Below are 21,563 nucleotides of genomic sequence, written 5' to 3' on the forward strand. Positions count from 1 at the left end.
TTTCAACCTAAAGCCCTACTGCTCCGGGACGAAAGGCCGGCGGCAGGAACCACATCGACTGGTCTTCCGTTAAGCCGATGATTCCAAGCAACATTCGCTTCCATTCGGAGCGGCAACGGTGGTTCATATGGGGAGGCTGGCATGAGAGCGATTGCCGCGTTGGCAGCAGGCGTATTGCTGTCGTTGGCGACATTCGTCGCGGGCGTAGTTGGCACTGTGGTCTATTTGTCCGACATGCAGGCGCCGAACGCGCGGAAGAGTTCCGACGTTTCCGACCTCTGGACATCGAAGCCCGTGCTCGTCGCCACGGGCAACCCGCGCCTCATCCGCGTATCTGCACAGTCCCCCCAGAAGGACGACCAGGCAGAACAGCCTTATACCCCTTACGGCGGCGAAACACCCGATGTCGACATGGTCGAGACGGGCTCTACACCCGATATTGAACAGGTGGCGCTTACGGATCTCGCCCCCCACACTCCCCAGCATGTGGAATGGTGCGCGTCACGGTACAATTCGTACCGAGCGCAAGACGATACCTATCAGCCCTATCAGGGCAAGCGTCGGCGTTGCAACTCGCCCTACCAAACCGTGGACGATAATGGGATCACCGCTTTTGCCGCCTCTGCGCAAGATGTTGCGGATTCACACCGCCGTGACGACGGGGTGGGCGATGCACTTACAATGCAGACGGCCTATCTGGCGGATGAGGTGCATGCGCAGAGATGCAGCACGCGTTATCGCTCGTACCGGTTCGAAGACAACACCTATCAGCCGCTGAGCGGTGGCCCCCGACGTCAATGCCGTTAAACCGTAGAGGTCGACATTGCCCAACGATCCTCGTGTCGATTTTTGGATTGCCTCCTGGTCCGGCAACTTTCGTGGCATCATTATACGCCGCGATTGGCGAAACCGTTCACACAGGATCAGCATCGTGCGGCGATTGAGCGTGCCTGCATGCATGCAACCGGGTGATTGAGGCAAAGGATATTAGTCGGTAAAGTACCGCCGATCAGACAAACCCGCGTTGAGCCTAGCGAGAACATAGGTTGGAGATATCGGCCTGCCACGCGAACAGGCGTTCCCGATCAGGGATCGTGCAACGTTCGGCCTCGGTGGGAGCAAGGAGTAGAGCGGTGTCGGCGCCGAGTGACCATCGTTTCTGGAAATCGATCGGGCGTTTGCCGCCGCCGCCATAGGCGAGGTCTTCACTCGACCAAATGACCGACCACTGAGAATCGACCGGGGGTGCCAAGAGCGGGTTCGCAAGGCTCGTCACCGGAAGGTCTTTGCCGAGGTTGACCAAGAGCAGCCGTTCTTCGTGCGGCTCGTTAGCGAAAAAACGCAGCATCAACGCCGACCGGTCCAGTACACTGCCGTCCAGCGACGGACGCGGTGTCCGACCGCCGGCCTCGATCGACTCGATTTGCCGACGGAGTGCCAGCAGGTCTCGATGCAATGCCGTAATATGGGCGTTCGCGTCGCGCTGCGACCAATCGAGCTTCGAGCGCTCGAACGTCGAGCGTTCGGCTGGAACGGGCATCCAGAGCGCGAACGCCTCATCATTGAGACTTGGAAACTGCTTTAGAAAATCGATACGGCCTTTACGGACGATTTCGGTAAGTTCGCACGAATTGTCCGCGAAGTAATAGAAGGGGCTGGATGCGCCGAACTCTTGCCCCTGGAAAAGCATCGGAGTCTGTGGACCGAGCAGCAGCAACGCGGTCAGCGCGCGAACCTTCGCTGGCGAGCCAAGCATTCCCATCCGCACGCCCGTGCCAGAATTTGCGACTTGATCGTGGTTTTGCAGAAAATGAACGAAGTTGGTCGGAACGAGATCCAGACCCGGCCTGCCGCGCGGCGCGTCCTGCCAGTCATAACGTTGTCCCTGGAAGAGATAACCGTACTTTGCCGACGACACGAATTCCTGGGCGTGTCCGAGATGGTCATGGTAGTAAGCCTCGTTTCGCCCCGTCAGCGCGACCATGGCGGAGTGGTGGAAATCATCGTTCCAGAGTGCGTCGAGGTCGTAGCCGCTTTGCTTGAGATCGCGGACGAGGCGGGTGTCCTGCGGCTCGTTTTCTGCCACGAGATAGATCGATTTCGCGCCTGCTGCGGCGCGAGCCTCCCGGGCGATCGTCGCCATGATGTGTTCGTTGCTGCTGTCGTTGAGTGCTTGTGTTGCATCAAGACGCAATCCGTCGAGATGATACTCGTCGATCCAGTAGGCGGCGTTCTTCGCGAAGAATGTCCGGACGCCGGCGCTGTTGTTGCCGTCGAAATTGATGGAGCTTCCCCACTCGTTCCAGTAGGTTTCGGTGAAGTAGTCCGGCGTGAAATCCGCGAAACGGTCGCCAACACCGAAATGGTTGTAGACGACGTCGAGGATGACGCCGATTCCCAGCTGGTGTGCGGTATCGACAAACGATCGCAGATCGTCCGGTTCGCCGTAGAGCCTCGTCGGGGCATAGGGGAGGACGCCGTCGTAGCCCCATCCGAACGTGCCGCAGAACTCGTTGACCGGCATGATCTCGAGACAGGTAATGCCTATTTCCTTCAGGAATTCCAGTTTTTCGATCGCGGCCGCGTAGGTCCCCTCTGGGGTGAACGTGCCGATGTGCATCTCGTACAGAACCTGACCGGATGACGTAATGCCGGTCCAGTCCTTGTCGTGCCACTGGAAACGTGCTGGATCGACCACCATCGAAAACCCGGAAGGACCGTCCGGCTGGAAGCGGGAAGCCGGATCGGCGGCCGGTTCCGGACTGGTTCCGAGCCTAAACCGATAAAGGGCGCCGGAACGGATATCCTCCAGATCCAGCCGAAAATAGCCTGCGTCTTCGGGATTCATCCTCCACTCGCGGCCATCGTCCAGCAAAAGCGACACACAGGATTGCGCAGGCGCCCAGACGCGAAACGATACGCTGTTTGCCAGGATTTCGGCACCAACCGGATAGCGCCTCCTCTGTCTATCCGAAACGGAGGCGATAGACCCGTCGTGTGTCGTGCTCATGGGACATCCTAAGATCAGAGGGCCGCGAGCATCTGGCGCTTGTGCACGGGTCGAGCAGAAACATTTATTCGAACGAGTTGTTCCTTCGTCATTCCGCCACGGCTAAAACAGCGAATGCTTCGTGGGGCTTCAGATCGACCGTGTTATCCAGCCTCCCAATAGGACCGTAATTGCTGATCAGGCAACGTCTGGATACGTCCAGTTCACACGGCAGATCGAGGGAAATTGGCCTTGCAGAAAAGTTCGCAACAACGACGAGAGCTCAGCGAGCCGATATAGCTGAAGACGTTGGCATCCCGACCGAGATGGAATTGATACCGCCCATAGACGATGACCGGATGCGGGGTGAGCTGCAAGGTATCGTGGGCCTCCCGGTGACGCTTCGGGAGAACGCAAGTCCCCTCGCCATGTCGCCGATGTCCATTCCGCGTGGTTTTGCAGTTTGTACCGACGTAGCCTGTGGCAACTTCTGCGTGGTCACTGTCGTTAGGTGTTGAGACCCTGCGGCCGGGCTAGGACTTTTCTCGCACCACATTGGTACCAAAGTCTGATCCGGGAACGCATGGTGATCGTCAGCGTTTTCGATGCTGTGAAAATAACAGGTGGCAGGTTGACGATGCTGAGCGAGTTATGGGACCCCGCAGTTGAAATAATCATCGACAGTGGCGATCATTTCAAGAGTGTGACTAACAGCCGAGACGCGCTTGCGTGCCTCATGACCTGCTGGCCGAGCCGTGGCGGTAAGTTTTTTGCGGCGGCCCGAAAAGCGTGCATAGAAGCTATCGAAGGCCGGGTGGATGTATCGGTCGCGGCCGAGGCCTTTAAGGCGGCAGCGACCGAAGCTGACATACTGCGTCGATAGTGATCCCGCCTCGCCTTGATGCCGCCGGAACGTCATCGAGGTTTGCCGCCACCAAAAGGCGAGCAAGAATACCCGAACCGTTGCTACGTCGAGGACGTTATAGGGGACCTGATAGGAGGGCTCCTCATGAGGATCGACCATGGACATTGCTTCTGCGGCGCCATTGCCGCCACGTTTACGGGCGAACCGTTTTGGGTTTGCTATGATCACGATGACGACTGCCGCAGAGCGATTGGTGGACCTCTGACTATTTGGATCGGCTACCGCCCCGATCAGGTGCTATTTGATCGGGGGCACCCCAAGACATTCACGAAGACCCGAGGCGTGATTCGATCATTCTGCTCAAACTGCGGCACATCGATTGGCTATGTCGATGCGGGCCTTTCTGACGAGGTCTACATCTGCATCGGGTTCATGGATGCCCCAGAGCGGTTTCCGCCGGAAGCACACGGGTATTGGCGCATGCGTTTGCCGTTTATCAAGATTGACGATGGCCTGGCGCGGACAGATACCTACACCCGCAAGCGAGACCCGAAGCTTGGACTACCAAGGGAGCGAGAGTAGCGAGCCCGAGCCTTTCTTCGCGTCGGCGGCCAACCGCCGGGGGCGGGTTTGCTTGGACTTTGCCGAATGCGCGATGCATCCTCACTTTGCGAATTCCAAAGGGTAGTAGGTCATGGCTCGCAAGATTGCTTAGCTGTTCGTCATCGGCGTTGCTGCCTACGCCTGCTTCTGGATGGCGTGGCAATGCTTTTGATTGACTGCAATTGAACCGGAACTGGCTCCAGCGCGACAGCGTTCCCCCTAAAAGGAGAATAAGCATGGCAAAGTCCGACCACAGCAAAACCGTGACCCCGACGCCAGTCGTCGAAGACCCGCATCCGGGCAGTATCTCAGACGGTACGCACCCCTCCGCTATGGAGCGCAAGCAACCCAAACCCAAAAAGGGGCGCGGTGATAGCGATCGCGTTAAAAGTGTCACCGGAGGGCCCGGACTCAAAGAAGGGCAGACTGATATAAATTCAGCAGCGCCGAAGCATCCCAACAAGGGCGCCTACGGCTCCTGAAGAAGAACCCCAATGAACGACGACGGATGCGATCCGAGCGTGTCAAACCGCAACTGATCGGCCATCGGATGCTGCTGGGAAACTCAGACTGTCACGAGTTTTGTCCAGCGCAGTTTTGACAATCGAAGCCCCGCCATCACGGCGAGGCGACAGTTCGCGCCCCGGCTTCTGTTATCAGTTCGACATTGGCGGGTTGAGGCGGGCGAAGCCTTCCTGTTGGTGATAGGGATAATACGGGTAAGGTGCGGCAACCGCGCTTGCCCGGTCCAGCCTCGTGATTTGCTCTTGTGTCAGATTCCAGCCGACGGCGTCCAGGTTTTGACGAAGCTGCTCCTCATTGCGAGCGCCGACGATGACGGAGGAGACGGTCGGACGCTGCAGGAGCCAGTTCAGCGCAACTTGGGGAACGGTCTTGCCGGTTTCCTCCGCGACGGCGTCCAGCGCGTCGACCACACGATAGAGACGCTCGCTGTCGACCGGAGGGGCGAAGCTCTCGGTCCTGTGCAGACGGCTCCCTTCGGGCAACGGGGCACCGCGCCGGATTTTCCCGGTCAGCCGCCCCCAACCAAGCGGGCTCCAGACCAGCGCGCCAAGTCCCTGATCGGCGCCCAGCGGCATCAGATCCCATTCGTAGTCGCGCCCGACCAGCGAGTAATAGACCTGATTGGCCACATAACGCGGCCAGCCATGGCGCTCGGCGGCTGCCAGCGATTTCATGATCTGCCATCCGGAAAAGTTCGAAACGCCAACGTATCGGACCTTGCCGGCGCGAACGAGCATATCGAGCGTCGAAAGCACTTCCTCGACCGGGGTGCCGGCATCGAAGGCATGGAGCTGCAGGATGTCGATGTAGTCGGTCTGGAGACGGTGAAGAGCGGTTTCGACAGCGCGGATCAGCCGAAAGCGCGAGGAGCCGGAATCATTCGGCCCATTGCCGACCGGTAGACTGGTCTTGGTAGAAATCAGCACCGCATCGCGTCGTCCCCTGACGGCGGCGCCAAGCACTTCTTCTGACGCGCCGTCCGAATAGACGTCCGCGGTATCGAACAGGTTCACGCCAGCCTCCAGGCAGATGTCCACGAGCCGGCGCGCTTCCGCGGCGTCGGACGTGCCCCAGTTGCTGAACAGCGGGCCGGAGCCGCCGAAGGTTCCGGCGCCAAAGCTCAGAGCCGGCACCTTGAGACCGGATTTACCAAGCGGTCGATAGTCCATGAGATGATCCTTTTTCTATAACTGTAAAGCGGCCAGAGCGTGCAGGGAATATGTGCGGCGCCCCGGTTCCGGAGGTCGTTCGGAATGACATCTCGTAAGATAGACGCTTGCCCGCGGGTGAAATAGAACGAAAGAAAGAACATCATTTGTGAGGTGAAATCATCATGGGCAGGCTCGATGTCAACCGATCGGGGGAAATGGAGATATTCGTTCGCGTGGTCGAGCTGGGCGGTTTCTCGCCTGCCGCGCGCGCCGCGCGTATGACGCCCTCCGCCATCAGCAAACTGATCTCGCGGCTGGAAGCACGCCTCGGCGCACGGTTGCTCAATCGTTCGACACGGCAGCTTCAGCTAACGCCCGAAGGCTGCGCTTTCTACGAACGGGCGACGCGCATCCTTGCAGACATGGAGGATGCGGAGCGCATTGCAGGCGTCGGCGAGCAAGCGGTCGGTCGCGTGCGCGTCAACACTAGCGCGTCCTATTTCAACCACGTCCTCGCGCCGGCGCTGCCGGAATTTCTCGTGCTGCATCCAGGCGTTACGCTGGATATTGCGCAGACCGATGCGGTGGTGGACCTGCTGGCAGAACGCACCGATATCGCTGTTCGCGCCGGTCCGCTGAAAAGCTCCAGCCTCGTAGCGCGCAAACTCGGCGAAACGGCGCTGACGATTGTGGCCGCGCCATCCTATCTGGAGCGCTACGGCGAGCCGCACAGCATTGCCGACCTTGAGCAGCATAATCGTCTGGGCTTTGGCTATGTGCGAGAGGTAAATGGCTGGCCGCTTCGTGAGGGTGGGGAAACGAGCGTCGTACCTGTCACGAGCCGGGTGCAGATAAGCGATGGCGAGGGGTTACGATACCTTGCGCTCGCCGGTGTCGGCCTTGCCCGCATTGCGGAATTCACGGTTCGCGCCGACATTGCCGCAGGACGGCTCAAGCCTATTCTCGCCCATCTCAATGCGGGCGAGAGAGAAACCTTTCACGCCGTTTATGTCGGTCAGGGCGGTCAGTTGCCTTCGCGCATCCGGGCGCTGCTCGACTTTCTGGCCGAGCGTGGAAGGGTGTCATAACAGGCCTTCAGATAAGCGATGGCCTGGTTGTCAGCGGCGGCGCTCATCGCTTCAAAGGCGGCCTCTGGCGGCCAGCCGGCGGTGACAACGTGATCGTCGATTTCGCGGAGCGCGGCGTCGATGGCGTCTTCACACTCCAGCGCAATATCCGGGGTTTGGCTACGAGGGAAGAAAAACCGTATCATCCAACCTGCTCCACCGAAAGGGAGCCGGCCGGGAGCGGCTTGATCAGAGGCTTGGAGGACACGGAAAGATCGAGCCAATCGGCCCAGCTGTCTTGCTCGAGGATGACGATCCGGCGGTCGTGATAGGGCGCGATGTCCGGCCCGGACTCCATCGTCAGCATAGTGAACACCTCGCCGACATCCGTCTCGCGCCATATACCGGCAATCGCACAGATTGGCTCGCCCACTTTCCGAAACAGCCACATATCCTTGCGTTTCTTCTTGTGCGGTGAACTCTTAAAAGCCATCGGTGACGATGAGGCACCGGTTGAAGGTGAACGCGCGGCCTTCGGAGCGAAAGTTGTAGACCGGCTTCCTGGTCGAGTTTGGCCAGCTCCACCGCCGCTGGACAAGTTCGCCGGCGTCGCGCTCGCCTTCGATAGTCCGGACAATAGGCGCAGTATCGGTGATCTTGATATCTTCGCGCGCCTCGATATTGGGACGCCCATCGGGAAAACGGATCTTGGTCTTCAGGTGGTCGAACTTTCTGGGTGTAGGGAACAAGGGCTCGAGGAGCGATTGCGCGATAGCTTCGAGATCATCCAGCCAACTGATCGGTGTTGACGTCGTCTGCTGCGGGTGATGATCTGAAAGTCGGCATATTTGACTTTCAGCGTCACTGTTCGTCTATGAAACCCCTTGCCTCGCTATGGCTTGCGTACCGGTCGTCACCGTATAGGCGTGGGCTGTCGCGGGCAAGCAGGGCGAGCGCCAGAAGGGCGCCGTGCTTCATTGCTTGAGCTCTAAGGGAACGGTCACGCCCGTCGACAGGTATGACGCCGGGAAAGATCATGGCTATCGAAACTTGCCAGCAGGCGAACCGCCATGGCATCTTCGCTAATCGTAGCTGCCTTCACCTGAACGGGCAGGCTGATGGGGGCCGCTGACCTGGCCATCGGTAATCGTGACGCTGCGTTCCTCGGCACAAGCCATCGTCGGGAATAGAAATGTGGCGACGATCAGAACCTTTTTCAGCAATTCATATCAATGACGCCCCGCAATTCTCTTCATAACCGTCGAACTCCTATGAATTTCAGCGACAATGTATGCTGCGCCGAGCCGGGATGTAGACGGGGCTCTTCCAATAGAGCCCAGAGCAATTAAGGGCGACCTTGCTGAGTGGCGACTACCTCAAACTCGGTGCTCATGACGTTTTCCTCAGGCCCGATGTGAGCGACGGGCGCCATCCTGCCGAGGATTGTCGATTTTGGTTTATGTCGCCGCTATAGCCAGGAGGGCTCGACCATGGCGGCTCATAAATTGCCAGCCTTATTTCAATGAGACGAAAATTGCGCCAAGATCGACGAGATTAGCGGGTGGTGCTTGAGTTGATCTGACAGCGGAAGACAAGGTGGCGTCAGCCATATCGGCAGTGAACTGCTCGCGTCACAGATACCCGATGTCTCCAACTATGCAGATGGCGTTGTCGGTCGATGTGATTCTGCAGGTTTGGCCGTCGAGTTGGCTGATGATCACCGTGTCACCGGTATGGAGCAGCGTTTCGAATGCTTCGCTTGCGACCTTGGCCTCTCCCTCCTGAATGTGAATGAGCAGGCTACCGCTTGCGGTAACGTCGCGCCCCAGAGCGGAAACCTCCCGCCGCGCCAGCGTATGGTGGGCCACTCCTCGTCTGGAAAGAACGTTGAAATCGTGCATTGTCTCGTCACCGATCGCAGTACCGATGATCTCTTCCTCACCGGCAAACACCAACGGCTCGCTATCGCTGGACAGCACGGTTTCGCGATTTTTCGACTTGAGCAAAAGACGTCCGGCGGTGACGAGAAGCGAGCGATCCATGCCAGGATAGGACGAGAAGGGAACTGTCCCGGACATCTCGGCAGTCGCAATCAACACGTCGAAATCATCCGCGGCCTGCCTTGACCACATTGCGATATTCCGCCCGACACCCATGCCATTTTTCCAAGGTGTCGGTGTCGTCTCCGCATGCCTGATGAGCGTTATTTCCACCGCGATTTCCTCTCCGTTCCAGGCGGCAACCTCCGCGCTCCAAGGCGCGCGGTGGTACCTGCGGCTCTCGGCACGCTTCTGCGTGTTGATTTACGGGTGCCGGCTTCTTGGGGGCGGCGGTTTTCATCCCAAACGCGCGACCACTTCGCACAGCACCTCCGCGCCCAGTGCAAGGTCGCTCCTATCGGTATCTTCCGCGAAATCGTGACTGATGCCGCCCTTTGAAGGCACGAACAGCATCGCCATGGGCAGAACGCTGGAAACATTTGCCGCGTCGTGCAGGGCGCCCGAGGGCATTCGGCGCCAAAGTCCCGGAGCCAGCAGTTCGGCGGCCTTCACTATAGCCTCCACCAATGTCGCGTTCGACTGTGTTGGCGAAATCAGATCACAACCGAAATGCTGCCACCCGAGATGAAGACTGTCAGCGGTTTCGCGCGCGGTCGCATAAATAATCTCTGCCATTCGATCGAGCCGTGCATCATCAGCGTCTCGCCATTGAATTGTAAAATCCACTCGGCCCGGGACAATCGAATTGGCGTTTGGATAGAGATCGACATGCCCGACCGTCCACACGGTCGCCGGTGTAGCAACTTCGGCCAAGCGGTCGTTAATCAGGGAAATGAAACGGTTTAAGCCCTGGAAGGCGTCCCGGCGCAAGTGCATCGGCGTCGTGCCAGCATGGTTTTGTTCTCCAACGAAGCTCATCTTCTCAGTTCGTATACCGACAATAGTCTCTACGACGCCAATGCGTTCTCCGGTCGCATCCAGCACGGGCCCCTGTTCGATATGAATCTCCAGGAATGCTGAAAACCGGTCCGTGGAGATTTCCCGCGGCGCCGGTAGGCCCGCGCGGTTCAGCCGGGCCTCCCCGAGACGTAGTCCGCCGCTGTCGCAGCATCCATCGGCTTCTTCCAAAGACATCAGGCCAGCCCAGACCCGGCTGCCTGGAAGGGTCGAAAAACGTCCCTCCTCGTCTTGGAAGGACACGCAGGCGACCGGAGGACCATCCTGCTCGAGACTGGAACGAGCAATCTCAAGCCCGACGATGACCCCATAGGCCCCGTCCAGCCAGCCGCCTTCAGGCTGCGTATCGGAATGCGAGCCGATCAGGATGCACTTTTCATTTCCTGGCGGCAGCCCGAAGACGTTGCCGATCGCGTCGACGGAAACCTCCAGCCCCGCTTGCTCCATGCGCTCGGCCAGCCATATCCGCGCGAGCCGGTCGGTTTCGGAATAGGCGGGCCGAACGACGCCGGTCTTCACCGCCCCGATGCTGCGTAGCGTGTCGAGATCCGCAAGCATGCGCTCGGTGTTTATCTTGAAGCTGGCCATTGTCGAACTCATCCTTCTGAAGGAGGCCGCAGCATCCGAAACGCGCAAGCCTACAGCATTGAGCCTAGCCCCCGGGATGTTGCAGAGAAAGCTGCAAGATGGTTAGTTCACTTGCCGTTTTACGCAAGTGAGAGTTCGATTGGCCCGCTTCCTGACCTCCAGTTACGATGTACGTCACCTGCGTACTTTTCTCGCCGTCGTCGAGCATGGCGGCTTGTCCTCCGCTGCCTATCGTCTCGGCGTGAGCCTTTCGAGCGTCAGCCGTGATCTGACCGCGTTTGAAACGCGGCTCGGCCTTGAACTGTGCCGACGTGGACGGTCTGGTTTTTCACTCACACCGCAGGGCGAGGACGTCTATCAGGCAGCGGTCGGCCTGCGGTCGGCGTTACAATCGTTCGAGGAGACCGTGGAGAACACGCGTCAGTCCCTTGGCGGGACGTTGATGCTGGGCACCATCGACAGCGTGATCACCAATCCGAACGCGGGCATAGTGGCGGCGCTGGCGAGGATGCACCGTATGTTTCCCGACATGCAGGTCAATGTCAGCATGCATACGGTCTCGATCATCGACATGTATGTGCGCGACAGCAAGCTGGACGTCGGGATCACCGGCCAACCTGAAGGGCTGGGGCAACTGGTCTACGAACCGGCTTTTGTGGAGACTCACCAGCTCTACATCGCCCGTCATTCCCCGTACTTCGACCTCGCTCTCGAAATCGACGACAAACCCCACGGCCACGCACAGCCACGCGTACCTTACATCGCGCGGGAATACCGTACGGATATTTTCAAACCATTTGAACGAGAGTATCCACTGCAGGTCGTTGCTCGTGGCAGTACCCTTGAAGCCATTCTGGCCTCGGTCCTCGCCGGCGTCGGTTGCGCGCTATTGCCTTCGCATCTCGTGCAAAGCGCAGGCGACGGTCATATTGTCGAAATAAAGACACGACACACGCCAATCGATGTGCCGTTTCATTTCGCCTATCGACGCGACGCAGCCAAACGCCGCGCAATCCGCGCCATGCTCGACTGCTTCCGCAAACGATAGCGATCTTCTCAACACTCGGCGGACATGTCCCGTCGCTTGCAATTTTCGCAAGTGTGATTGCGCCCTTTGAGCTTTTGCCAGCTTCGATTTCAGACAACGTTCAAAAAACTTGAACGTATGGAGGAATGCATGGCTGTTTCGACCTCGGCGCCAGCGGGTTCATCCCAGGATAGGATCTATGTCGAATCCGAGTGGGCACCGCTTAAGGAATGCGTCTATGGATCGCCTGATACATGGGTTTTGCCTGTCTTCCTCAGCGATGTGAAGCTACGGGCCCAAGGCGAATTCGGCGAGTTCTGGGCAAAGAACCAGGGTCGTGACGTCAAGGAGGCATCACCCGAGCTGTTTGCCGAATTCAACATGCAGATCAATGGCGCGATCGACCTTCTGGAAAGGCACGGCGTCAAGGTCCATGTGGCCGGCGAGATCAGCGCGAACAACCGTAAATATCCGCGCGGGCAGGATCATGGCGTTTCGACGCCGTGGATGCGTGATCCCTTCGTGACCATCGGCAACAATGTCATCGAACTTGCACCGCGCAGCTTCTTCCATCGCCGCCAGCGCTTTGCCATCCGCGAAATCCTCGCCAGCACCATGGATCGCGGTGCACGCTATTTTTCCCAACCTGACAGCGGGGCTGATGACTATAATGAAGGTTCCGGCTGGGGATATCTGGAAGGCGGTGACGTCTTCGTGCTCGGCAAGGACATTCTGGTTGGAAATTCGGGCGGCTGCAGCAATCCCGAAGGGGCGCGTTGGCTGCAGCACATGCTTGGGCCGGAGTATCGGGTCCAGACGGTCAAGATTGATCCGATGTTCCCGCATCTAGATTGCGTGCTGATGACGCCGCGCGAAGGCGTTGCCGTCGCCTGTATGGAGGCGCTTCCCGAGGGGCTGCCGGCCTTCATGAAGGAGTGGGATATCTTTGCCGTTCCGAAGAGCCTCGCCAAGGGCCATATGGGCTGCAACAACCTCGTGCTTGATGACCAAACCGTCGTGGTTCCTTCGGAAGAGGCCTTAAACCCGGTGGCAGAGGCGCTTTCTGCCCGCAAGTTCGACGTCATTCGCATTCCCTATCGCGTGCCTTGCATGGCCGGCGGCTCCTTCCGATGCGCCCATCAGCCGCTCATCCGTGTTTGAACCCGGATGATAGCCGCACCGAATACAGCCGGTGCGGCGCAATCAAAACAAACAAGGGATCGACATCATTCGACCCGCAAAAAAGAGGAGAACATCATGCGTAAAATTGCGTCCATTCTACCCGCCATTGCAGTGCTGTCATGTATGGCATTTGCCTCAAGTAGCTTTGCAGCGCCAAACGAGAGACTTCCTGAAGCGATAAAGGCATCAGGCGTGCTGGTGCTCGGCACGACGTCCAGCATCGGCTTGCCCTGGACCGGCATCAAGGAAGGCACCAGCGACGTCTATGTTGGCGTTGAGCCCGATCTCGCGGCCGAGATCGCCAAGCGGTTGGGCCTGAGGCTTGAAGTAAGCAATCTCGGCTTCGACTCGCTCATCCCCAGCCTCGAAGCCAATCGCATCAACATCATCATGTCCGACATGCTGGATACTCCGGTCCGCCAGAAGAAAGTCGATTTTGTCGACCATATCATGGGCGGCTCCGCGATGATGCAGAAGACCGGCTCTGACAAGAAGATCGCTTCCCTTGACGACGTGTGCGGCCTCAAGGCGTCGGCACTGCGTGGTTCCATGGAATCGCTGTCGATCGCCAAGCAATCGGATAAGTGCGTCGCCGAAGGCAAGCCTGCCATCGAAGCCCAGCTCTTCCCGGATACCGGTGCGCAGATCACGGCCCTAAACAGCAATCGGACCGATGTCGCGATGAGTGACCTCATCTATGTCGGCATGCTTTCGAAGAAACAACCCGAACAGTTCACGATGGTCGGCGAGCCGTTCAACTTCGGCCCATGCGGCATCGCGGTGCCGAAGGATTCGCCCCTTGGTCCGCTGATCGCTGAAACGCTCGACGCGATGATTGCCGATGGGACTTACGCGGAAATCATGGAGCGAAATGGCTTCGTCCCGCAGTCCTATGTCGCGAAGGCCGTCATAAACGGCGGCGAAGACAAATAATGGCCGGGATCGGCAAACAGGCGGGGCTGCCGTCCGTTCTCACGGACGAGCAGCTCGCATCGGCGCAGTTGGTGCCGCGCAAACGACCCTGGACGTGGGTCGCGGCCGTGGCCGTCGCTCTGGTGCTCGCAAATGCGCTCTATTCGATCGTCACCAATCGTGGTTTTGGATGGCCTGTCGTCAGCGAGTATTTCTTCTCGCCGCAGGTGATGGCCGGTCTCTTCACCACGCTGATGCTCACAGCGATCTCGATGACGCTGGCGCTCCTGCTCGGGATCATCGTCGCGGTTGCCGCCGCCAGCCGCAATCCGGTGCTGTCATCGGTCGCGATGGGATATATCTGGATCTTTCGCGCCATTCCGCTGCTGGTCCAGATCATCTTCTGGTACAATCTGGCGGCGCTCTATCCCAAACTCGGTTTCGGCATCCCTTTCCTGCCGCCGATCGTCGAATTCGATACCAACAGCGTGATCACCGCTATCAGCGCGGCAATTATCGCGATGTCCCTCAACGAAGGTGCCTATATGGCCGAGATTGTCCGTTCGGGCCTCAACTCGGTGGATTCAGGACAACGTGAGGCTGCCCGTGCGCTTGGCATGTCCTCTTGGGACTCCTTCAGACGCATCGTAATGCCACAGGCGATGCGCGTCATAATACCTCCCACCGGCAACGAGACGCTGTCCATGTTGAAATATACGTCGTTGGTGAGCGTGATCGCGTTGCCGGACCTGCTTTATTCAACGCAGCTCATCTCCTCGCGCACCTTCGAAGTCATTCCCATGCTTCTTGTCGCTAGCTTGTGGTATCTGCTCGTAAGTACCGTCTTGATGGTTATACAATCCGGCATCGAGCGCCATTTCGGCAAATCGGTGGTGCGCCCATGAGCGGCTCTGTCGTGAATCCAATCCGCGCGCGCGGCATTCGAAAATCATTCGGCACATTGGAGGTCCTGAAAGGCGTCGATCTCGATCTTGCCAAGGGTGAAGTGTTGTGCATCCTCGGGCCTTCTGGCTCTGGAAAGAGTACGCTGCTGCGCTGCATCAACCATCTGGAACGGCCGGACGGCGGCATGATCGAGTTGAACGGCGTTCCGGTGGGCTATCGTCTGTCGGGGACGACGTTCCGCGAGCTGCCCGAGCGCGAAATACAAAAGCAGCGCGCCGCCATGGGCATGGTGTTCCAGCGCTTCAATTTGTTCCCGCACCTCACGGCGCGCCAGAACATCATGGAAGCGCCGCGGCGGGTTCTCGGCCTGTCTGCCGCCGAGGCATCGCAGCGTGCGGAGCGCCTGATGAAACAGGTCGGCCTTGCCGACAAGATCGACACCTATCCTGGCGCGCTTTCCGGCGGTCAGCAACAGCGCGTCGCGATTGCCAGGGCGCTCGCGATGGAGCCTGCGGTCATGCTTTTCGACGAGCCCACATCGGCGCTCGATCCTGAACTCGTCGGCGAGGTTCTCGACGTGATGCGAGCGCTGGCTGACTCGCACGCCATGTCGATGGTCGTGGTGACCCATGAGATCGGCTTTGCCCGCAGCGTCGCCGACCGCGTCATGTTCATGGACGGCGGCGTGGTGGTGGAACAGGGCAAGCCCCAGGCCGTGCTGGCAAATCCTCAACACGAACGCACCCGCGCTTTCCTGCGCAGAATCCTCGAATAATTTATCGGAGTACAACATGCTCGCCCCTTCGTTTCCGACATTCCTCGGCGCTGAAAACAGCACCGATCCTGCCTCGGTCAAAACACCCTACGCCCTACTCGGTATCCCTTACGGCCCCTCCTATGAGGCCTGGGAATTGTCGGCAGCCGCCGGGGGCGCCGACATGGTGCGCGCCGCAGCGGTGGCGCATGCCTATACCCGTTTTCTCACGCACTGGAATTTCGACATCGGCGAACCGCAATTCGAGGATGGCAAGCCGAATGTGACCGACCTCGGCAACATTGTTGGAAACGTGCGGGATCCGGAATGCATCGTGACCGATGCCGCCGCCGTGCTCGGTCCACTCGTCAAGGCCGGCGTGGTTCCTGTCGTAATCGGCGGCATGGATTCAGTGCCCCCGATGCTCGTCGCGCCCTTTGAGGGGCAAGAGGACATCAATGTCCTTCAGATCGATGCGCACATCGACTTTCGCGACGAGATCAACGGTCGTAGGGACGGCTTTTCCAGCCCGATGCGACGTCTCCGCGACTATGCCTGCGTACGCGACCTCGTGCAGGTCGGCGCGCGCGCTATCGGCAGCGCCCGCCGGCAGGAAGTTGAGGCGGCGCTCAAGGCAGGCAATCGGATCGTCACGGCCTGGGACGTGTATGAGAATGGAGCAAAATCGATCGCTGAATCGCTAGACCTATCCAGACGGTGGGTTGTCTCGCTCGATTGCGACGGCATGGACCCGTCCGTGGCACCAGGTGTTGGGGCGATAGAGCCTGGCGGATTGACGTTCATGCAGACCGGTGCCCTTCTGAACCATCTGGCGCGGAATAATCGCCTGGCGGGCATTGTCTTCACGGAATATCAGCCGGCCCGGGACGTGGGCGACGCGACGGCCCACGTCATCGTGCGCTTGATCCTGAACATTCTCGGTCTGCAGCGCAATCCTCAAGCCGTTCCAGTGCAGCGGTAGCCAAGCCGCTCACGTCCGTTGCCGTTTTCGTCGGGATGTTTACGGGGCGGATCCAGAACCGGCCGCACTTTGTTGCAGTCAGGCTTCTTGGAGTGTTCGGCTGTCGGTCGAGTATCTGTTCGTCATCCGTCGAGGCGGTTTTATGGATCATACTGCAAGCGCAGCAGCCTCCCGACGGTAGCCGTCAGGGCGCAGCTGTTCAGGCAACTGATATTCGACAGAAGCGCTGGCGTTGATCTTGGCGCAACCCTCGTTCACCGGACCTGCCGCGACAATGTTACGACGACTGACGTCCAAGAGGCCCGCGGAATGGCGGGCCTTTCATCGTTTCGAGCCTCGGAAGGCCGAACTTTTACCGCGATGCGTAGTGGGGCTCGTGTTGTCCTGTCGTTGGAAGAATTCGGCGGGCAGCCGGAGCCGCCCGCCGTCCGTGGTTGATCAGAAATCGAAGTTGGCGATGTTGTCCTTCGTGAAGACCGTGCGTTCCGGCAGCAGGACGATACCGTTGCCATCGGCTTCGTAGTCGTAGCCCTGGACCTTGTTGGCCGAGACCTCGACGGTTCCCACGCCGGGGATTTCCAGCTTGTCTCCGACCTTCATCGGGCCGTTCTTCAGGACATGATCGGCGACATAGACCGAGATCTTGCCCTGCTGCGTGACGTCCCACAGGCCGAAGCGCTGGATGGTGCCACGTTCGATATAGGGGCGCATGACGTTTGGCGTGGAGAAGCCGACGATGGTGACGCCTTCGGCGCGCTTCAGGTTTTCCGCAGCCTGCGCGGCGGCCGGCAGCGCGTTGGCGTCGGGGGCGATGATCGCATCGAGATCCGGATAGGTCTGCAGGATGCTCTCGGCGGTCTGCAGCGACTTCTGCGCGTCGTTATAGCCGTATTGGGTGGTGACGATCTCCCAGCCCGGATGCTCCTTTGCGATCTTCGCCTTGGCGGCCTCCGCCCAGGCGTTCTGATCGGTCACGGTCGGGCTGGAATAGAAGAAGGCAACCTTGGCCTTTTCCTTCGTCACGCCTTCAGCGGCCATGTCGACCAGGAGGCCGCCCAGCTGCTCGGGCGTGCCTTGGTTGATATAGTAGCTGCGGCAATCCGGGTTGACGTCGCTGTCCCAGGTCATGACGAGGACACCGCGATCCATTGCCCGCTTCAGCGCCGGGCAAAGGCCGTCCGGCGAGACGGAGGAGACAATGAGAGCATTGTAGCCTTGGTTGACGAAGTTGTTGATGAATTGTACCTGCCCGGAAACGCTGGGCTCGGTGGGGCCATCATAGGTAACCTTGACGCCCAGTTCCTCGCCGGCCTTCGTCGCGCCCGCACCGCCTGATGTGAAGAAGCCGACGCCTACCAGCTTGGGGATGAAGGCGATCTGGTTTTCGGCATGAGCCGCGCCCGATGCGAGCACGGTGCCGGCAAGAAGTGCGGCGGCGAGCACACGGGATTTCAATACAGTCTTGATCATTCTCATTCTCCTCCTGACGTGATTGTCACCCGAGTTTGTTTCTTTTGCCGGGCGACGGCGATGAAATCGGCCAGCATCGCGCTTCCTTGACGCAATGCGACCGCGACAACCAGCAACCCTCCCGAAAGTGCGCTGGAAATCTGGCTGGGGACACCGGCCGCCTGCAGGCCCTGCTGCAGATAGCCGATGACGAATGTGGCGATGAGCGTGCCGAGGATGGAGCCCTGGCCGCCATAGATAGAGGCGCCGCCGAGCACGGCCGCGGTGACGGCGGGCAACAGCGTCGCCGAGCCGAGGTCAACGCGGGCGGAGCCGAAATAGGCCGACATGACGAGGCCGGCGATGGCGGCCGAAACGCCGGTGATGACATAGGTGATGGTCTGCACGCGACCGACCGGGATGCCTGCGAAGCGCGCGGCACTTTCCGACTGGCCGGACAGGAAAACAGCGCGACCGAAGCGGGTGAAATGCAGGAGAACGATCAGAACAAGTGCGAGCGCTAGGAACAATGCCAGCGGTGCCGGCAGGCCGAGGACTTGGGCATAGCCGAAGGCATTGAAAACCTCGGGGAAATTGCCGATGCCCTCGTAACCGCCGGCGCCGACGAGACCGGACGCGACCGTCGCCGTGCCCTGGAAGAGATAGAGGCTGCCGAGCGTGACGACCAGCGGCTGGATCTTCGACAGATGGATGACGGTAGCGTTGAGAAGTCCGCAGAGCGCGCCAGAGACAAGCGCAAGCGCGATAGCAACCGGCAGCGGTACGCCGTAGAAGGTGGCGACGCCGAAGACGATGGCGGCAAGCCCGATAACGGAGGCGAAGGACACATCGATGCCGCCGGCGATGATGACGAGGGCGAGCGGCAGCGCGACAATGCCGATCTGCACGAAATCCGACGTGCCGTAGATAAGGTTCGCGAGATTGAGGAAGCGCGGATTAACGATTCCGAAGATGATGAGTTCGGCGACCAGCATAGCAAGGAGCGCAGTCTCCCAGCGGTAGATCAGCTTTTTCATCGGCCCGCCTCCAAGGTCTGCGCCGTTGTCGTTTCATCGGATGGGACGGGGCCGCGTTCGTGTACGGCGTAGCGGCGGGCACGGACACGCCGGTCGATGATCTGGCGGATGCGCCCGTCGAGCAGCAGAACCGAAAGCAGGATCGCGCCGGCGATGAAGTCGTTCCAGTAGGCGGGGATCTTGAGGAAGACCAGCGCGCTATCGATTGAGGTGATGAAGATGACGGCGGCAAAAACGCCCGCGACCGAGCCCGTGCCGCCGAGCAGGCTCACCCCGCCGAGCACGTTGACGGCGATCGCCTTCAGTTCGACACCGTTACCGGCCTGGTTGGGAATGAAGCCAATCTGGGCGGCGAAGACGAGGCCGGCAAGCGCTGCGCAAAGGCCCGTTGCGACGAAGGCGGTAAACTGCACGCGCCGAACCGGCACGCCGAGATGGTGCGCGGCTGCCCTGTTGTCGCCGACGGCGTAGAAATAGCGGCCGAAGCGCGTCTTGCGCAGCACCAGCCAGGCGAGAACGACAAGGACGAGCACGACAACGGTGAGCGCCGAAAAACCGGGGCCGAGATTGCCAGCGAGCGCCTTCAGGCCTTGCGGCAGGTCCTCGATCCAGCGTCCACCGGTCAGCACGAGCATGATACCGCGGTAGAGGCCGAGCGTGCCCAGCGTGGCGACGATGGAGGGAATGCCGAGATAGGCGACCATCAGCCCGTTGAAGGCGCCGGCGGCAGCACCCGTCGCGAGGCATAAGGCGATAGCGAGCGGCAGGCCGAGGCTGGCATTGAGCGAGAGGCCCAGCACGGCGGCGCTGAGGCCCAGCACCGAGCCGCTGGAGACGTCGATATTGCGCGTCAGGATGACGATCATCGTGCCGAGCGATATAAGTATCAGCACGAGGCTGTTGGAGACAACGACCGAGGCCGTGGCTCCGGAGAGATAACCGGGCGCGGCCGCGCCGATGGCGGCATAGGCGACGGCAAGGACGGCAATGAGCGTTGCGACGCGGTTGCGCGCGAAAAGGTTAAGCATGGCGGGCCTCCGACGCGCCGAAGGCGAGGCGGGCGATGGCATCCACCGAAATGTTCTCCGTGAGTTCACCTCCGGACTGGCCGAAAGCCATGACCTCGACGCGGTCGGCAAGCTGTTCGATCTCGTCGAAATCGGACGAGATGAGGATGATGGCGACGCCCTCTGCCGCGAGTTTGCGGATGAGATCGTAGATATCGTTCCGGGCCGCGACGTCGACGCCGCGTGTGGGCTCATCGAGGATCAGCACTTTCGGTCGGGCCGAGAGGCACTTCGCCAGCAACACCTTCTGCTGGTTGCCGCCTGAGAGGCCGCGTGCCTCCTGGCCGGGGCCGGTGCACTTGATGCCCATGCTGGATCGGAAGTCGTCGAAAGCCTTTTGCTCCGCGCCGGGGCGCAGGAAGAAGGGCAGGCGATGTACGAGATAGGACGAGACGTTCCAGAACAGCGGCGCCTCGAGAAAAAGGCCGTGCTGCTGGCGATCTTCCGGCAGGTAGACGAGACCGCGGTCGATGCAGACTCGGGGCGAGCGCTTCTTCATCTCCGCGCCGTCGAAAATGACGCTACCCGCCGCCTGTGGACGCAGCCCGAAAAGCGTTTCAGCCAATTCCGTACGGCCCGCGCCGACGACGCCGGCAAGACCGAGGATCTCGCCGGCTCTGACATCGAGGCTGATATTGCGAAAGCCTTCGCCGCTCAGGCCGCGCACGCTGAGGCGCGGCTGGCCGATCTGTGAAACCTTGCGGCCGGTGCGGTCCTTGCTGGAGGCCTCGGCAATCTGCACCCGGCTCATCGCATCGATGATCTCGGCATCGCTGTAGCTGTCGAGCGGGCCGGATAATACGATGACGCCGTCGCGCAGAACACTGATCGTGCCGCAGATTTCGCGGATTTCACGCAGTTTGTGAGAGATGAAGAAGATGCCGACGCCCTGCGCCTGCAATTTGCGCACGCGCTGGAAGAGCGCGTTCGTCTCGAAAGGGGTGAGCGCTGAGGTCGGCTCGTCGAGGATTAGCACGCGTGCATCACGCACGAGGCCGCGCAGGATCTCGACGATCTGCCGCTCGGCGATTTCGAGCGCTGCGGCCTGTGCATCCAGGTCAAGCGACACCGCAAGCTCGGCGATCAGCTGCGCGACGCGCGGGCGTAGCGCCCCGGGCGAGGCGGCAAGGCCAAGGCAGATGTTCTCCAGAACGCTTTGGTTCGGCAGGATATGCGCTTCCTGTGGTACCAGATACAGGCCGAGCTCCTGCGCATGAGCCGGCGAGGCTTGGGTGAGTGCCCGGCCATTGATTTCGATTGCGCCGGAATTGGCCGGGATGACGCCGGACATGATTTTCATGAGGCTCGACTTGCCGGCACCGTTGCCGCCGAGAAGCGCATGCACTTCCCCTGCCTGCAAGGCGAGCGAAACGCCCTTCAGCACCGGTACAGCACCGTAGGACTTCCAGATATCCGTCAGCTGCGCGACCCTCCCGGTCGCCGCCTGATCCGTCATTCTGCACCTGTTCATATGTAATTCATGTCAATCATGTGATCATAGC

At 60.0% G+C, this 21,563-nt stretch carries 20 protein-coding genes and 1 pseudogene; 11 read left to right on the forward strand and 10 right to left on the reverse strand.

Features of this window, described 5'->3' with window-relative positions:
* The first annotated feature begins 141 nt into the window (after positions 1–141).
* Complete coding sequence (locus tag ACOZKU_RS00665) at positions 142–807, forward strand: BA14K family protein (protein WP_421577219.1); 666 nt, start codon at positions 142–144, stop codon at positions 805–807.
* A gap of 223 nt (positions 808–1,030) precedes the next feature.
* Here the strand turns inward: ACOZKU_RS00665 and treZ are convergent, their stop codons facing one another.
* On the reverse strand, positions 1,031–3,010 hold the full coding sequence (treZ, locus tag ACOZKU_RS00670; protein WP_421577220.1) for a malto-oligosyltrehalose trehalohydrolase: 1,980 nt from the start codon (positions 3,008–3,010) through the stop codon (positions 1,031–1,033).
* A 616-nt stretch (positions 3,011–3,626) separates the two neighbouring features.
* On the opposite strand from treZ, the gene ACOZKU_RS00675 reads away from it, so the two are divergent.
* The 3 genes from ACOZKU_RS00675 (at position 3,627) to ACOZKU_RS00685 (ending at position 4,939) form a co-directional block, all read left to right on the forward strand.
* Positions 3,627–3,872 carry a DUF982 domain-containing protein gene (locus ACOZKU_RS00675; RefSeq protein ID WP_421577313.1) on the forward strand — a complete coding sequence of 82 codons (246 nt, stop codon included), beginning with the start codon at positions 3,627–3,629 and terminating at the stop codon, positions 3,870–3,872.
* Between the two features lie 126 nt (positions 3,873–3,998).
* Positions 3,999–4,436, forward strand: coding sequence for a GFA family protein (locus ACOZKU_RS00680; RefSeq protein WP_421577221.1), 438 nt, complete (start codon positions 3,999–4,001; stop codon positions 4,434–4,436).
* 257 nt (positions 4,437–4,693) lie between these two features.
* Complete coding sequence (locus ACOZKU_RS00685; protein WP_421577222.1) at positions 4,694–4,939, forward strand: hypothetical protein; 246 nt, start codon at positions 4,694–4,696, stop codon at positions 4,937–4,939.
* 174 nt (positions 4,940–5,113) lie between these two features.
* Here the strand turns inward: ACOZKU_RS00685 and ACOZKU_RS00690 are convergent, their stop codons facing one another.
* The gene (locus ACOZKU_RS00690) at positions 5,114–6,151 is read right to left on the reverse strand and encodes an aldo/keto reductase (RefSeq protein WP_421577223.1); all 1,038 of its coding nucleotides are present in this window, start codon (positions 6,149–6,151) and stop codon (positions 5,114–5,116) included.
* Positions 6,152–6,315: 164 nt separating this feature from the next.
* On the opposite strand from ACOZKU_RS00690, the gene ACOZKU_RS00695 reads away from it, so the two are divergent.
* On the forward strand, positions 6,316–7,221 hold the full coding sequence (locus tag ACOZKU_RS00695; protein WP_421577224.1) for a LysR family transcriptional regulator: 906 nt from the start codon (positions 6,316–6,318) through the stop codon (positions 7,219–7,221).
* On the opposite strand, the gene ACOZKU_RS00700 is transcribed toward ACOZKU_RS00695, so the two are convergent.
* From ACOZKU_RS00700 to ACOZKU_RS00715, 4 genes and pseudogenes are all read right to left on the reverse strand, one after another.
* Positions 7,158–7,406, reverse strand: coding sequence for a hypothetical protein (locus ACOZKU_RS00700; protein WP_421577225.1), 249 nt, complete (start codon positions 7,404–7,406; stop codon positions 7,158–7,160). The two genes, ACOZKU_RS00695 and ACOZKU_RS00700, sit on opposite strands and share 64 nt — an antisense overlap.
* A pseudogene (locus ACOZKU_RS00705) lies at positions 7,403–7,973 on the reverse strand (SOS response-associated peptidase family protein). The gene ACOZKU_RS00700 and the pseudogene ACOZKU_RS00705 overlap by 4 nt, the downstream one beginning before the upstream one ends.
* 858 nt (positions 7,974–8,831) lie before the next feature.
* Positions 8,832–9,413, reverse strand: a complete 582-nt coding sequence (locus ACOZKU_RS00710; protein WP_421577226.1) for a HutD family protein — start codon at positions 9,411–9,413, stop codon at positions 8,832–8,834.
* 123 nt (positions 9,414–9,536) lie between these two features.
* The gene (locus tag ACOZKU_RS00715; RefSeq protein ID WP_421577227.1) at positions 9,537–10,745 is read right to left on the reverse strand and encodes a hydantoinase/carbamoylase family amidase; all 1,209 of its coding nucleotides are present in this window, start codon (positions 10,743–10,745) and stop codon (positions 9,537–9,539) included.
* 139 nt (positions 10,746–10,884) lie between these two features.
* Here ACOZKU_RS00715 and ACOZKU_RS00720 point away from each other — a divergent pair, with 139 nt between their 5' ends.
* From ACOZKU_RS00720 to ACOZKU_RS00745, 6 genes are all read left to right on the forward strand, one after another.
* Positions 10,885–11,793: a LysR family transcriptional regulator gene (locus ACOZKU_RS00720; RefSeq protein ID WP_314093199.1), complete on the forward strand. Its 909-nt coding sequence runs from the start codon at positions 10,885–10,887 to the stop codon at positions 11,791–11,793.
* Positions 11,794–11,850: 57 nt separating this feature from the next.
* Positions 11,851–12,933 carry a hypothetical protein gene (locus ACOZKU_RS00725; RefSeq protein WP_421577228.1) on the forward strand — a complete coding sequence of 361 codons (1,083 nt, stop codon included), beginning with the start codon at positions 11,851–11,853 and terminating at the stop codon, positions 12,931–12,933.
* Between the two features lie 96 nt (positions 12,934–13,029).
* Positions 13,030–13,887 (forward strand): ABC transporter substrate-binding protein, encoded by an 858-nt coding sequence (locus tag ACOZKU_RS00730; RefSeq protein ID WP_421577229.1) that lies wholly within the window; start codon positions 13,030–13,032, stop codon positions 13,885–13,887.
* Positions 13,887–14,771 (forward strand): amino acid ABC transporter permease, encoded by an 885-nt coding sequence (locus ACOZKU_RS00735; protein ID WP_421577230.1) that lies wholly within the window; start codon positions 13,887–13,889, stop codon positions 14,769–14,771. Before ACOZKU_RS00730 ends, ACOZKU_RS00735 begins: the two co-directional genes overlap by 1 nt.
* Entirely contained in the window at positions 14,768–15,547 is a 780-nt protein-coding gene (locus tag ACOZKU_RS00740; RefSeq protein ID WP_421577231.1) for an amino acid ABC transporter ATP-binding protein, read from the forward strand. The genes ACOZKU_RS00735 and ACOZKU_RS00740 overlap by 4 nt, the downstream gene beginning before the upstream one ends.
* 16 nt (positions 15,548–15,563) lie before the next feature.
* Positions 15,564–16,508, forward strand: coding sequence for an arginase family protein (locus ACOZKU_RS00745; protein WP_421577232.1), 945 nt, complete (start codon positions 15,564–15,566; stop codon positions 16,506–16,508).
* Positions 16,509–16,946: 438 nt separating this feature from the next.
* Here the strand turns inward: ACOZKU_RS00745 and lsrB are convergent, their stop codons facing one another.
* Genes lsrB through lsrA form a run of 4 tightly spaced genes read right to left on the reverse strand, consistent with a single transcriptional unit; the run spans position 16,947 to position 21,517 of the window.
* Positions 16,947–17,978, reverse strand: coding sequence for an autoinducer 2 ABC transporter substrate-binding protein LsrB (gene lsrB / locus ACOZKU_RS00750; RefSeq protein WP_314093184.1), 1,032 nt, complete (start codon positions 17,976–17,978; stop codon positions 16,947–16,949).
* Positions 17,979–17,980: 2 nt separating this feature from the next.
* On the reverse strand, positions 17,981–18,994 hold the full coding sequence (locus tag ACOZKU_RS00755) for an ABC transporter permease subunit (RefSeq protein WP_421577233.1): 1,014 nt from the start codon (positions 18,992–18,994) through the stop codon (positions 17,981–17,983).
* Entirely contained in the window at positions 18,991–20,022 is a 1,032-nt protein-coding gene (locus ACOZKU_RS00760) for an ABC transporter permease subunit (RefSeq protein ID WP_421577234.1), read from the reverse strand. Before ACOZKU_RS00760 ends, ACOZKU_RS00755 begins: the two co-directional genes overlap by 4 nt.
* Positions 20,015–21,517, reverse strand: coding sequence for an autoinducer 2 ABC transporter ATP-binding protein LsrA (gene lsrA, locus ACOZKU_RS00765; protein ID WP_421577235.1), 1,503 nt, complete (start codon positions 21,515–21,517; stop codon positions 20,015–20,017). The genes ACOZKU_RS00760 and lsrA overlap by 8 nt, the downstream gene beginning before the upstream one ends.
* Positions 21,518–21,563: the final 46 nt, after the last annotated feature.

The organism is Shinella sp. M31, from assembly GCF_049199205.1.
Taxonomy (GTDB): domain Bacteria; phylum Pseudomonadota; class Alphaproteobacteria; order Rhizobiales; family Rhizobiaceae; genus Shinella.